At 45.6% G+C, this 14,019-nt stretch carries 10 protein-coding genes; 7 read left to right on the forward strand and 3 right to left on the reverse strand.

What is annotated here, in order from left to right; all coding sequences use genetic code 11:
• Window positions 1-13: 13 nt before the first annotated feature.
• From QFZ78_RS30275 to QFZ78_RS30290, 4 genes are all read left to right on the forward strand, one after another.
• Complete coding sequence (locus QFZ78_RS30275) at window positions 14-2,341, forward strand: helix-turn-helix domain-containing protein (RefSeq protein ID WP_307553072.1); 2,328 nt, start codon at window positions 14-16, stop codon at window positions 2,339-2,341.
• 164 nt (window positions 2,342-2,505) lie between these two features.
• The gene (locus QFZ78_RS30280) at window positions 2,506-3,465 is read left to right on the forward strand and encodes an ABC transporter permease (RefSeq protein WP_307553073.1); all 960 of its coding nucleotides are present in this window, start codon (window positions 2,506-2,508) and stop codon (window positions 3,463-3,465) included.
• Between the two features lie 24 nt (window positions 3,466-3,489).
• The gene (locus tag QFZ78_RS30285; RefSeq protein WP_307553074.1) at window positions 3,490-4,386 is read left to right on the forward strand and encodes a carbohydrate ABC transporter permease; all 897 of its coding nucleotides are present in this window, start codon (window positions 3,490-3,492) and stop codon (window positions 4,384-4,386) included.
• Window positions 4,387-4,437: 51 nt separating this feature from the next.
• The gene (locus QFZ78_RS30290; RefSeq protein WP_307553075.1) at window positions 4,438-6,090 is read left to right on the forward strand and encodes an ABC transporter substrate-binding protein; all 1,653 of its coding nucleotides are present in this window, start codon (window positions 4,438-4,440) and stop codon (window positions 6,088-6,090) included.
• Window positions 6,091-6,323: 233 nt separating this feature from the next.
• On the opposite strand, the gene QFZ78_RS30295 is transcribed toward QFZ78_RS30290, so the two are convergent.
• On the reverse strand, window positions 6,324-7,430 hold the full coding sequence (locus tag QFZ78_RS30295) for a glycoside hydrolase family 172 protein (protein ID WP_307553076.1): 1,107 nt from the start codon (window positions 7,428-7,430) through the stop codon (window positions 6,324-6,326).
• A 128-nt stretch (window positions 7,431-7,558) separates the two neighbouring features.
• On the opposite strand from QFZ78_RS30295, the gene QFZ78_RS30300 reads away from it, so the two are divergent.
• Complete coding sequence (locus tag QFZ78_RS30300) at window positions 7,559-8,470, forward strand: helix-turn-helix domain-containing protein (RefSeq protein WP_307553077.1); 912 nt, start codon at window positions 7,559-7,561, stop codon at window positions 8,468-8,470.
• Here QFZ78_RS30300 and corA read toward each other — a convergent pair.
• On the reverse strand, window positions 8,463-9,413 hold the full coding sequence (gene corA / locus QFZ78_RS30305; RefSeq protein ID WP_307553078.1) for a magnesium/cobalt transporter CorA: 951 nt from the start codon (window positions 9,411-9,413) through the stop codon (window positions 8,463-8,465). The genes QFZ78_RS30300 and corA overlap by 8 nt on opposite strands.
• Window positions 9,414-9,521: 108 nt before the next feature.
• Here corA and QFZ78_RS30310 point away from each other — a divergent pair, with 108 nt between their 5' ends.
• Entirely contained in the window at window positions 9,522-10,280 is a 759-nt protein-coding gene (locus tag QFZ78_RS30310; protein ID WP_307553079.1) for a hydroxypyruvate isomerase family protein, read from the forward strand.
• Window positions 10,281-10,710: 430 nt separating this feature from the next.
• On the opposite strand, the gene QFZ78_RS30315 is transcribed toward QFZ78_RS30310, so the two are convergent.
• On the reverse strand, window positions 10,711-12,084 hold the full coding sequence (locus QFZ78_RS30315; protein WP_307553080.1) for an erythromycin esterase family protein: 1,374 nt from the start codon (window positions 12,082-12,084) through the stop codon (window positions 10,711-10,713).
• A gap of 659 nt (window positions 12,085-12,743) precedes the next feature.
• Here QFZ78_RS30315 and QFZ78_RS30320 point away from each other — a divergent pair.
• Entirely contained in the window at window positions 12,744-14,018 is a 1,275-nt protein-coding gene (locus QFZ78_RS30320) for a CmpA/NrtA family ABC transporter substrate-binding protein (RefSeq protein WP_307553081.1), read from the forward strand.
• The last annotated feature ends 1 nt before the right edge of the window (window position 14,019 follow it).

Below are 14,019 nucleotides of genomic sequence, written 5' to 3' on the forward strand. Positions count from 1 at the left end.
GGGGACATTTACTATGCTGTTCAAGAGAGAGAGAAGCGTTAATGTTAACGTTAACAAAAGAAGGCACCGCGTGTTTGCGCGTATTCTCGTTCCTTATCTTATTTTTCTGATGCTGCCGATGATTATTGGCTGGGTCATTTATCAGAAGACGACGGCGCTAATCGAAAGCGAAGCAACCGCGAGTCATATGAACCTGCTGGAGCAGAGTAAGGATATCCTCGATCGAAGACTGGAGGAAATCGCCTCCATCACTCAGCAGTTATCGGCCGATACGAGAATTATGCGGTTTCAGTCTGTCACTGATCCTTTTGAGGGGACGAATACGTACCGGGTTTTGGATACGAATAAAAGCTTGTACGATTACAGGATGTCTAACAATTTCATATTTAATTATTATGTCTTGTTCAAAAATAGTGAAATGGTATTAACCCCGGGGGCTACTTACTCTTTTCAGCATTTTTTTGATCGGGTAGCTCATTACAGCAAGCATGATTATGATTCATGGTATGACTTCGTCGCTAAGCAATTTCATACCCGCAAAACTTTTGCGTCTGAGGAAGTCATCGTACAGGGTGTACCCTATTCCATGCTGACATATATGCAATCGCTTGGGTACCCTGGCAATCCCCAGGGCGCTATTGCTGTCATGATTGATCAGAAGGAAATCCAAAAGCTGTTTCAAGGGCTCAACATTTCCGAAGGGGGATGGGCCTATATTGTGGATGGTGAGGGGAAAATCATCAGTGAGCTTTCGGCGAGTAAAGCCCCCTTACCGATCGAGATCGGCAATCTTATTGGTGATAAGGGCGTAATCGAGCAATCGCTGCAATCGAAGCAGATGATGATTACTTATACCAAATCCTCCTATAACGGTTGGACGTATCTGGTGGGACAGCCAACTTTTGTTGTACTAGAGAAGGTCCGATATATTCAGAAAATCATCTTCTCTTTGACGTTCGTCTTTCTTATCGTGGGTGTCTTTATCGCGTATGTGCTGGCTTATCGCAACAGTAAACCGTTACGAAATATCGTAAACTTGATTCTGGAAAAAGCGGACGTGATCTCGCACCAGAGGGATGCTTTTGGATTAATCGGAGAAACGGTAACCGGTTTGTTCCACAATAACCATAGGATGAAGTCGGAGATAGAGCAGCAGGTTCCTTTGCTGAGGGCAGCGTATTTTCAGCGGCTGTTGAACGGGCAATTTATTTCGGCACGTGATGCAGATGCACTGTTAAAGCATGTAGGTATGGACCTTCAAGGGATGTCCTATCGGGTCGCGGTTGTTCATTTGCGAGGCTTCGATAACGGCTATAATGATGACCTGTTGGAAGAACTGGATATGAAGCGTTTACTGGCTAAAGAAATGTTGAGAAGGACGATCGATCAGGAAGGCTTTGTTTACGATATCGCGGAGGATCAATTCGGGGTGCTTTTCTGTTATCGAACTGAGCAACCGGAACTCTACAAGGAGCCAATCGAGCAAAAGCTGAAGGAAGCCAATGAGGAGATGAAAAGCCAGTTGAAGCTGGTGTCCGTCTATGGTGTAGGCGGTATATGTGATAGTCTCACCAGCATCTCCAGATCTTATGAACAGGCCAGAGAAGCATTGAACGTGCAGTTATGGAAAAATGAGAATGAAATCGTATGGTATGACGAGCTCCCGACGGATATGAACAACTATTATTTTCCGCAGGATGTGGAGATCCGCTTAATCAATTTAGCCAAAGCGGGGGATCATCCTGAGGTTCAGCATACGCTTGGTGAGATATACCATGAAAATTTCGAACTGAGGCACCTTTCCTTCGCGGTTATGCAGTTGTTCTTGTTCGAAATGTGGGGTAGTCTTGTGAAGCTGCTGCCGCAAATGGAGCTCGATCAGCAGGAGGTTTACAGGCGGATCCAGTCACTGAGCAGCGAGATTGATTCCTATGAAAATATGCGCAAAAATTATCAATCGATCCGCGCAACTTATCAATGGATATGTGAAAGCGTGAACGATCATAAGAAAAGTCAAAATGTACAGCTGATCCAAAGTATTCTTGGCATGCTGCAGAACGTATATATGGACAGTGAGCTTTGTCTGGATGTAGTGGCCGATCGGTTTCGCATTTCGAAGGTGTATCTCTCCCAATTCTTCAAAGAGCAAACGGGCATTAATTTCTCCGACTATTTGGAAAATCTGCGCATGGATCGGGCCAAAGATCTGCTGCAGACAACGGAGCTAACCATTCTTGAAATTTCCGATAAGGTTGGCTATAGCTCCTCCAATACGTTTTGTCGGGCATTCAAGCGGCTGCATGGCGTCAGTGCGACCTCCTATAAGAAATTGCACGGATAAGAATGCGGCACTCAGGTGCCGTATTCTTTACTTTTGCACATCAATTTCGAAGTGCACATGGCTGATTCTTAATATTTGCACATAAAGAAAGCGCTTTCTAATTTACGGCTTGAGGCAATTCCTTGTATCGTTAAGGTATCAATTGAAAGGGGGAAGAGCGCACAATGAAAGAGGTTGTATTAACCAAAACAGGCACGGGTACAAACAATCTGCTGCTTGCCGCTAGGAAGCAAATGAAGAAAAGCTGGCAATTGTATGCCCTGCTTGCACTTCCAGTCATCTATGTCCTCGTGTTTAAATATTATCCGATGTATGGGGCGCAGATTGCCTTCAAGGATTATATTGCATCCAAGGGAGTCGCTGGGAGCGAGTGGGTCGGCTTGAAGCACTTCATCCGATTTTTCAACTCTTATGAATTTGGAAAATTGATGAAAAACACGTTGATCATCAGCTTGTACAGCTTACTTGCCGGAATTCCCTTTCCGATTATTCTGGCCCTATCATTAAATTATGTGAAAAACCAGCTGTTCAAAAAATCCGTACAGATGATCACTTACGCTCCCCATTTTATATCCATCGTCGTGATGGTAGGGATCGTTATGGAGCTGCTCGACCCCCGCAATGGATTAGTGAACATGCTGCTCGGTCAATTGGGCATCGATCCGATCAATTTTATGGCCAAGCCGGAATATTTCAGCTCGATCTATGTCTGGTCTGGTATTTGGCAAAATGTAGGCTTTTCCTGCATCATTTATTTAGCAGCTTTAGCGGGTGTTGATCCCGCACAGCATGAAGCGGCTGTCATTGATGGAGCAAGTAAATTTCAGCGTATGCTGCATATCGATCTGCCGAGCATCATGCCAGTAATGATTATTTTGCTTATTTTGAACACCGGTCATATTCTGGATCTGGGCTTCGAGAAAGTGCTGCTATTACAGAATCCGCTTAATGTGCGCACCTCGGAAGTCATTGATACGTTTGTTTATAAGGTCGGGCTTGCCTCCCAGGCGATGAATTACTCTTATTCCACGGCCATCAATTTATTCAAATCGGTCATTGGTTTGATTCTACTGATTTTGGTCAACCAAATGGCGAAGAAAGCTAAACAGGAAAGCCTATGGTAAGGCATATAGGGGGAGGTCGTCATCATGGAGCATGCTAACATTCGTGAGGCTAGCAATGACCGTTGGTTTAATGTTATCAACTACACGGTGCTTACCTTGTTTCTTATTATTGTGATGTATCCGCTAGTGTTTATTGTAAGCGCATCCTTTAGCAGCCCAGATGCGGTCATCTCGGGGAAGGTGTGGCTGTGGCCCGTTCAACCTACACTTGACGGGTATGAGGCTGTATTTAAACATAAGCTGATCTGGAGCTCGTTTCGTAATTCTGTTATTTATACGGTTCTGGGTACGGTAATCAATGTCGCGCTAACGATTATGGCGGCTTATCCACTTGCACGTAGAGACTTGTATGGGAAAAATGCTGTCATGCTTTTACTGGTGTTCACCACCATGTTTTCCGGCGGACTCATTCCGAGCTACCTGCTGGTCAAAGATCTCGGCATGCTCAATACGATCTGGTCGATGATTTTGCCAGGGGCGATGAGCGTATTCAATGTCATTATTACGAGAACCTATTTCAAAACGACGATACCGGATGAACTGCTGGAGGCCGCTCAGCTGGACGGCTGTAACGATTTCAAGTTTGTATGGAATGTTGTTATTCCGCTGTCCGGTCCCATCATTGCTGTCATTACTCTGTATTCGGCGGTAGGCTATTGGAATCAATATTTCAATGCGCTGATCTATTTAAAGCAGCCGAGCTTATATCCGCTCCAGCTTGTACTTAGGGAAATACTCATTCAGAATGAGGTAGATCCCGCCATGCTGTCCGATCTGGGACAGGAAGCGAATCGGGAGGGCTTACGTGCACTGCTTAAATACTCTCTGATTGTCGTCTCATCGCTGCCACTCATGATGATTTACCCTTTTGTACAGAAGCATTTTGTTAAAGGGGTCATGATCGGTTCGTTGAAGGGTTAGTTATTAAATGAAAAATTTATAACGAATAAATTCTAGGGAGGGTTCTTTTAGATGAAAAAATGGATGGTAGTAAGCTTAGGGTTAGCCTTGTGTACAGTCTCGGTATTAAGCGGTTGTTCAGATAAGGAAGCAGCGCAATCAGATGCGACTCCTAAAGTGTCAGAGGATCGGGTGACTGCAGCAGGGGAATTACCTATCACGAAGGAAAAAACGACCTTAAAGGTTCTAGTAAAGGGTAGTGCATTTGTTGAAGACTTTGCAACGAATGAATATACGAAGTACCTAGAGGAGAAGACGAACATTCATATTGAATGGGATGTTGCCCCGGAGAAATCAGCGGTAGAAAAGCTTAATTTGGTGCTAGGAAGCGGAGATTTGCCTGATGTGATTATGGGCTTTGACGTTAGCCCTACGCAGCAGCTGATCTATGGCAGCCAAGGGGATTTCCTCGATCTAACGCCCTATATTGCTAAGTATGGTGTCGAGACCAAGAAGATGTTTGAGCAGGTTGTTGGAGTGAAAGATGCTATTACGGCGCCGGGTGGTAAAATATATGGACTGCCGCTCGTGAACGAGTGTTTCCACTGTTCGATGGGGCAAAAAATGTGGATTTACAAGCCATGGCTGGATAAATTGGGACTTGCTGTGCCAACCACGACGGATGAGCTGTACAAGGTGCTAAAGGAGTTTAAAACAAAGGATCCGAATGGCAACGGAAAAGCCGATGAGATTCCGCTTGCAGGTGCAGCGGTGGGACCAGCAGTAAATATCGATTCGTTCCTTATGAATGCTTTTATACTAAACCCTAATAATACCAATCGTTTGTACCTTAATAACGGCAAGGTCGATGTGCCTTATAACAAGCCGGAATGGCAAGAGGGCCTGAAGTACTTAAACAAGCTGTATGCCGAAGGTTTGATCGCGCCGCAGTCCTTCACACAGGATCGGGATCAAGCGAAGCAGATGGGGGAGAACCCCAATATTAATATATTGGGTGCAGCGATAGCCCAGCATAATGGGACGTTCACAGCTTTTAACGGACCGAGCGGAAGATGGCTTGAGGTTACCGCCGTTCCAGTGCTCAAAGGGCCGAAAGGCTTGCAAGTTGCGCCGTATACCAATAGCGTCTCTCAAGGGCGTTACGTCATTACGAAAGCGAGTAAAAATCCAGAAGCCGCTTTCCGCCTAGCGGATCTGATGTATACGCAGGAGATGACGCTGCGTAACGCAGAGGGGCGTCCAGATGTGGAATGGAAATATGCGACTCAAGGTGAGATCGGTATCAATGGCAAGCAAGCCATTTGGAAATATACCGAAGCCAAGCTGCAAAATGTGCAAAATGTGAAATGGTCTCAAACCGGACCATCGCTTAGAACGAATGATTTCCGCTTAGGCTTGGTCGCCGATCCGAAAAATCCATTGGAAGTTATTTTGTACAATGAAACGAAAAACAAATACGAACCTTATAAGCAGAAGCTGGATACTGTTCTGCCACAGCTGTTCTTCACGAACGAGCAGGCGATGGAGCTAGCCGATCTAGAGAAGACGATTACCGATCATGTCAAAGAGATGACTGCACGTTTCATCATCGGAGATGCGAATCTGGAGAAAGAATGGGATGGCTACCTGAAAAATTTGGATAATATGAACCTGAAGCGTTATCTGGAAATTTACCAAGCTGCCTATGACGCGAAGAAGAAGTAGATTTATTGGCGGTTCGTATAAAGCGAAGCACATAACGCTCACTTAGGGAAGTTTGAACGATTGCAGAACCGGGGATCAATGGCGATTAAGTTCGCCATTGATCCCCGGTTTTTTAATTCTGTCCATAGGTTCTTTTTTTATATCTTTGGTTTAACTTTTTCTCCTGGTTTGATGATGGCTAGTAAAAGCAGGATAATAATTCCGATTTCACCGATTGTTCAGAACCAGTTTAACTATCGCGGCCATCTCCGGTGAACGGGAAGAAGTATGGGGAAATCCGCATGAGGCTCCATCTGATACCAATAGGCAACGGAGGAAACATCGTCGGTTCGTTCGAAAAGCTCTCTGCTGTTATGTCCAATCTGTTGAATCGTGACGCGCAGATCGTTCTCAAAATGGATGGGGTCTGGAAGATGCCAGCGATACAGTCCATGCATAGGCACGGAATCTTCGCCGAACTTCTCTTTGAGGGTCGAATCCGTTTTGGAATAGAACGGGTATCCTAGATAGGGAGTGCTGTACGGCACCTCGACGGGGATCCCGTTTTCTTTTTCGTAAAAGCACCAGGCTCCACCGAAATAATCCTCCGTCCCTGTCCCGCAGAGCGTCGGCCATTCTTCATCTCCGTCCAAATAAAATTTAATTTCCCCCTCACCCCACCAATAACGTTCTAATGCCGCCCATGCCAAATAGGTGCCAACATATTTCCCCTTGCCCTTGACTCCGTCCAAAATCGTGTAATCTTTGCCTTCCGTTGTGATATTCTCTCTTCTCCACTGAGCGTGAAAATAAGCCGTATTCTCCGGGAGCAAATCTACGAGTGTATAATGAAACTGATAGAAAAAGCCGTGAATATCCTCGGCGTGCTGATTCTCAATCGTAATTTTGGCTGATTGTCGGAAAGGCATAGGGAAGTAGCAGTTCATGCCGCCTGTGGGATTCACGACGATCGGCTGCGAATTCACCTTACAGCGTTCACCGAACCCGTTGCAAAAGAAATCGCCAAGCGGCACCTCCACGGAAGGTGAGGCTTCATCATCCCAGTAGAAGCGGAGCACTAAATCTCTTAGGACAAAATTCCCCTTGGAGGTAGCGTTCGTACATGTGATCCAGAAGTGCTGCAGGATACCAGTTCCTTGAATATCAGCTAAAACGATCGTTTCTCCTTGAGGTAAAGTGATGCACGGCCTGCCTTTGCGGGCAATACCTAAATTGCTTGCTGCTTTCCCTCCTTCTCCCTTCTCTCCGGTCGGATTCTCCGCCGTGATCCAGCGGGTTCGGCCTTGTGTCAGGAATGGAGCTGCAGAGAGTTCAGGGATAAAGCCTTGATATTGCGACATAGGAACATCCACCTCTATCATTATAGTTATGCGAGCTTGAAAACATTATATAATGAAGGTAAGCGCGTTCATTTAGCCAAAGTTAGTTAAAAGTTAACCATTATTGCTGAAAAGGAAGGATTCTTTCTGTGAGCTTTCAAACTGTCTCCCCATACGTACGTATTGCGATGGATAGTATCATACAATCTCCTTGGATGTTAAAAGAAAGAATGCTTTGGGACTACGAGCTGTTATATCTAATGGAGGGTCGGGCTGATGTAACTATCGAGGACAAGACCTATGAAGGCAAACCAGGAGACTTGTTTCTGTTTAAGCCTGGACAGAGGCACTCCATCCAGCTCGTAGGTGGTAAGCCGATTCGGCAACCGCACGTGCATTTTGATTTATTCGAGCAGGAGGATAGTGAGGACGTCAAGGTATCGTTTAAAATGTTACAAGATATGGATGAGACGGAGCGAAGTTGGTTTCGTAAGGATGAACTGTCGGGCGCACTCATTGATCTCCCGAATCATATTCGATTAAGGGAGCCGAGTCGCGTGGAGCAGCAGCTTTTTGGAATCATAGCGGAATTTGAAGCGAAGCTGCCATTATATGAATGGCGTCTAAAGGGCAGTCTGCTGGAGTTAATTACAGCTGTAGTGAGGGAGCATGCATGGAGCGGACGATTATTTGAAAACAATCTTCACCAAGAGCTCTTATTGGATATGGAACGTTATATCGCGGCTCACGTTCACCGTGAGTTGAAATTGGATGAGCTATCGGAGCGATTCCATATCAGTAAATACTATTTGATCCATTTGTTTAATAAAGTATTCGATGTAAGTCCGATCCAATATCACCAGAGAATCCGGCTGGAGCGAGCCAAGAATATGATCAGGCATACCTTAATGCCGCTTCAGGAAATCGCAGATCAATTAGGATTTTCCGGTATTCATGCATTCAGTCGAGCTTTTAAGAAAAAAGTGGGGGTTTCACCTGCTGGCTTTAGGAAGGAATTCCGTGATGAGCATCGCTCAGAATCAGTAAGGTCTTCTATTTAAACCAGCCCTTTTTCCAAAACCAAGCGAACATGCCGAATCCAATTCCGAACATGATCAAGAGAATTCCAAAATAACCCCCTTGCCACTTCAGCTCAGGCATATAAGCGAAGTTCATCCCATAAAGACCAGCAATGAACGTTAATGGCATGAAGATCGTTGTGATTACGGTCAACGTTTTCATGATGGTATTCATTCGGTTGGAATTTAGAGAGATGTAGCTATCCCTCATATCAGCCGTCATTTCTCGGTTTGAATCAATCATTTCAGACAATTTGAGCAGATGATCATGAATATCCGTGAAAAAGACTAACTGCTCGCGAAGATGCTCGATTCGATCTGTATTGATGACCCTATACAGCAAGTCACGCATGGGCACGATGGTGCGACGTAATTTTAGCAATTTGGCCCGAATACCAAAAATATGTTTCATCAAGGTCTCAATGGATTCGGCATCAAAATTATTTTCGATATCATCCAATTGATCTTCGATTTGGTAGACACTAGGGAAATATTGATCCACCAAATTATCAAGAATTAAATAAGCCGCATAAATATGACCTTCATTCCGCAAGTGTTCTTGTTCAGAGATTCGGCTCCAAGCATCTTCAATTTCCCTTGATTCATGCAAATGAAAGGTCACAATGTAATTGCTTCCTAGAAACATGTCCACTTCTTCCGCGTCCAGCGTCATGGCATTAATCGCATGCATGACAAAAAAGTGAACGTTCTCGTAGTGATCCATCTTTGGTCTTTGCAGTAAGAAAAAGCAGTCCTCTATGGTCAGCGGATGAAAATGGAAATGCTCTTTCAGATGCAGCGCTTCCTTCTCGCTCGGATTATGAAAGTCGACCCAATACCACTTAATGTTCGGGCCTAGAAGCTCCTCGAAGGGGACATTATGGAGCACATTGAAGTCCATGGTAATAGCAAGGGAACGAATCATAAATAAAACTCCTTGGATCATATTTTCATCTGCTTAATTTTACCATACAATAGGGAGAGTTCAGAAATGCTTGGTCCCCAGCACAAAAAAGTATATTTGGGAAGAAGGATGACAATGAGGCTCTCCGTTTGTATGGATGCGGTTTATAGCAAGCATGATTTTGCTCAAAGTGTTAAGGAAGTGAAGCAAATTGGCTATAATACCATTGAATTCTGGTCATGGTGGAATAAAGATTTGGATGAAGTCGCGCGTGTTGTGAAGACTACTGGTGTTTCGGTTGCTGCCTTTTGTACCAAATTTGTGAGCTTAGTCGATGAAAGCATGCGTGAAACTTATCTAGTTGGACTTGCCGAATCCATTGAGGCAGCGAAGCGATTAAATTGCACTCAGCTCATTTCACAAGTGGGTCAGGAACTAGAAGGCGTGTCCAGAGAAGCGCAGCGTCAGTCATTAGTTGATGGACTAAAAGCATGCGTGCCGTTGTTGGAGCGGGAAGGGATAACATTATTGGTAGAGCCGCTGAACACACTTGTGAACCATCAAGGATATTTCTTAGCTTCATCTGAAGAAGCATTCGATATTGTGAAGCAGGTGGGGAGCCAACATGTGAAAGTGCTGTTCGATATTTATCACCAACAAATTACCGAAGGTCATCTGATTACGAATATTCGTGAAAATATAGCTTTGATAGGCCATTTTCATGCAGCTGGCAATCCAGGGCGACATGAGCTGAGTAATGGCGAGTTGAATTACGAGCAGATTTTCAAGGCCATTGATGAAACTGGGTTCACTGGCTATATCGGTTTAGAGTATTTTCCGTTGGAGGAACCGAGTGTTGGATTAAAACGTCTTATTAATGACAAGTGAAAGGCTGCTGGTTGTGTGTTAGAGACTGTCGATTGATTCATTATGCCTCCTCACAACGGATATCAAAACTCCAAAGTTCGATTTTAGAGTCATTCAGCTTTCTTGAGGGCAAATAGGCTATTGTGGTTACCAATGTTGTATTTTCTACCAATTCACAAGCCCAAAGGCTATTTCGCAACTTGAAGTTGCAGTTTGTACAACATTTCTGAACACATTAGGGATTTATTCATCCAGCAACTTCAATTGTGCATAGTTGACGATTGATCCCGATTTAACATACCTCAATGCAGAGCAAGATTGGATGAATGAATCGACGGTCTCTGTTATGCAACATTTGCAGGGGGCATGTGGAAATAGCATCAATAAAGTTGTATTTATAGGTGAAGCTGTAGGCGGATATGCTTTTGTTATAGGTAGTGCTTGTGTGAGTTCACACAAGCACTTTTTTTAGGGTAAGCGGATGAAGCGCATGGCTTTCATCCACATGCACGAAGGCGTCGTACCGCCGAGCCATAAGAGAGGGAACATAATTCCCTCTCTCATGAGCAGGGCGGTACACGACCCCGATGGCACGGTGCCCCAGCACCTCGTGCCCGAGAATAGGATCCTCCTTGTGCAGCAGGAGGATCTGATCATGCGCGCCGGCGCGATGCATAAGCTCCTCCCAGCTGCCCGGCTGGGCAGGTGGTACTTGCATCGTCGCCATCGGCGCGCCCCAGGATGTCGCGGCGATGACCGTGCCGCGGTAAGTGCCGAAGCCGATAGCGAACACATCGGCTTCGCCGTGCGCTTCGCGCAAGAGCTGGCCGACGTTCACCATACCGTCGGCCATCATATCTGTTGCACGCGCGTCGCCGACGTGCGTGTTGTGCTCCCAGACGATGACTTTGGCGTCTGGGCCGTGGTGGTCGACGAGGCGGCGCAGCGCGCTGACCATGTGTCGGTCGCGGACGTTCCACGAGTCCGCGTCGTGACGAACCATCGTGCGGTAGTAATCCTCAGCGTTCACAGCAACAAGCGCGTTCAATTCCGCGCTTAGAGCTGCTTCGCTGTCTTCTTCGTACCGCACGCGTTTCGCGTGAAGCGCTTGAAGCAGCTTCACAACCTCATCCTTACAGCTTTCGCCGTAAAAAGCCGCCGAAACCCCATAATTTTGTCCTTCCTTCTCGTAAGAGTCGAAGCACTTAAAAGCCTCCCGCGCTAAAGCTAATTGCTCTGGCGTGCCTTTTTCCTTCAAATAACGTTCGATCTCTTCCAGTGACTCCCATAAACTATAGACGTCTAGACCATAGAACCCGACTCGCTGTTCCTGCGGTTTATCTTCATTGTGCTGTTTAAGCCAATCCATCAACTCGAGAACTTCTTCATTCGCCCACATCCACGTTGGCCAGCGATTAAAAGCTTCTTCCAAGACCTGACGGGAGTTCGGCTTAGTATCTTTGTATTGCTTCACATAACGGTTAACCTCATAGCAGGAAGGCCAGTCGCCCTCAACAGCAATAAAAGAAAATCCTTTCGTTTCAATCAACTTACGGCTTAATTCCATACGCAGCTTATAAAATTCCGAGGTTCCATGCGTAGCCTCACCCAGTAAAATGTACCTTTTATCTCCGATTGCTTCCACCAATACATCCAAATCTTCGAAGGTACTCAGCTTCACAGCTTGCTGTTTGATTTGTTCCACAATTGCGTCATTAACTTTCACTTGTTTAACCCCTATTCCTAAAGATTTACATTCTGTAGTATGTACAAAAAATCCATTACAAAAAAGCGATTCGAATAGAATCGCTTTTTTGTAACACAATTGGAACATTCCTGTTACAGTTCTCTAACAAAGTAGGTGTATTATAATTAACAAGACCCCCCTTTTTTAATATAAACTTTGGACCTGGCCCCGTTGGCTAGGTCCCTTTTTTTGTTTGAGGATCGTATATCATTCGATCGGCAGGAAAAGTGTTATAACTGACTGAAGTAATCTTGCATCAGGATCGTAACTGTCTAAGTTTATTTCGCGATGTAACTTATATGTTATGTTTATGTAATATATTTGAAAATCATGTTAAATAACATAACACAAATGTCTTGACTAATTGTATTTTTTGGATAGAATAATAAATATAAAACACCTACGAGGAACAGAGTAGTTAATATTTAGTTATTTATGTTATGAATAGTAACATAGGTGATGTTGACAATTAGGTCGGCATTACTTAGGGCAATGGAGCCCTGCATTCACTTTTTTTCAATTCGCGTCGCATGATTGGCTATGGGACAGAATGGGGAGAGTTTGTGCAGGGCTCTTTTTGATCTAGGGGGGCGGATAAGAGCGCTTAGAGAGAGATTTTTCGGTCGATAGGAAAGGGGATTTCACAGGAAGGGAACAAATGAAGCTTGCAATTTTATTTAAGTTTATAAACGAAGAAATCAAATTGTTTCACTTGACGATGATGAGGGAGAGATCCGATGAGCGAGAATAAGATGACGAGACTAGATTTCTTGAAAAAGACGGGTATGGCTGGAGCCGCATTGCTGGTACCTAGCGCCCTGCTTGCCGCATGCGGAGTAAATAAGACTGAACAGATAAAGACTGTTTCAAACAGCGCAACCCCAATGCTGGGAAATAAGATCAAGATTGGTTTCATTCCGCTGACGGATTGTGCTTCGGTCGTCATGGCTAAAGAACTCGGCCTCTTTAAGAAATACGGCGTGGACGTGGAAGTTACCAAGGAAGCTTCATGGGCTGCGGTACGTGATAAATTGCTCTCCGGAGATCTGAATGCGTCTCACTGTCTCTTCGGTATGCCGTTCTCCGTCTACACTGGGGTCGGCGGTACGGCCGGCAGCGAGTTGCCGATCGCGATGATGCTCAACACGAACGGACAGGCGATTACACTTTCCAACGAGTTCAAAGATGCCGGCTTTCGAGACCTGAAGGCGGCCAAGCGTATTATCGAAAAGAAAATGGCAGAGCGCGAGACGACTTTTGCCATGACCTTCCCCGGGGGAACGCATGACCTGTGGCTTCGCTACTGGTTGGGGGCGGCTGGAATAAACCAGACCAAGGTAAAGATCATCACGATCCCGCCGCCGCAGATGGTTGCCAACATGAAAGTGGGCAATATGGATGGGTACTGCGTGGGTGAACCTTGGGGTGGAGTGGCTGTCGCGCAGAAAATAGGATTCACTCATATTTCCACCCAGGACATCTGGAAGGATCACCCCGAGAAGGCTCTCGTCCTCAACAAGGCTTGGAGTGGCCGCACCGATGAGGTGAAGGCCGTCATGAAGGCCATCCTCGAAGCGTCGAAGTGGCTCGATAATTTGGATAACCGCAAAGAGGCTGCCAAGGTGATCGGCCATCAGGCCTACGTTAACGCCCCAGCCGAAACGATCGAGAATCGCTTGCTCGGTAAATACGATCTTGGCGCTGACCTGGGCGAACACGTCTACAAGGACGACTACATGCTTTTTCACAAGGACGGTAGTGTGAACTTTCCGCGCAAAGCTCATGCCATGTTCTTTATGAGCCAGTACGTCCGGTTCAAATACTTGAACGAACACCCGAAATACGAGGAGATTGCCGACAAGCTGATCATGAAAGACCTGTACCGCGAGGTCGCGGGCGAAATGAAGATAGCCATTCCCGACGACGACATGAAGCCGTTCCAGCTTAAATTGGATGGCGCTACATTTGACCCGAAAGATCCGGCTGGTTCGTTAAAACAATACGGAGGTTGAT

The organism is Paenibacillus sp. V4I5, from assembly GCF_030817255.1.
Lineage (GTDB): Bacteria > Bacillota > Bacilli > Paenibacillales > NBRC-103111 > Paenibacillus_E.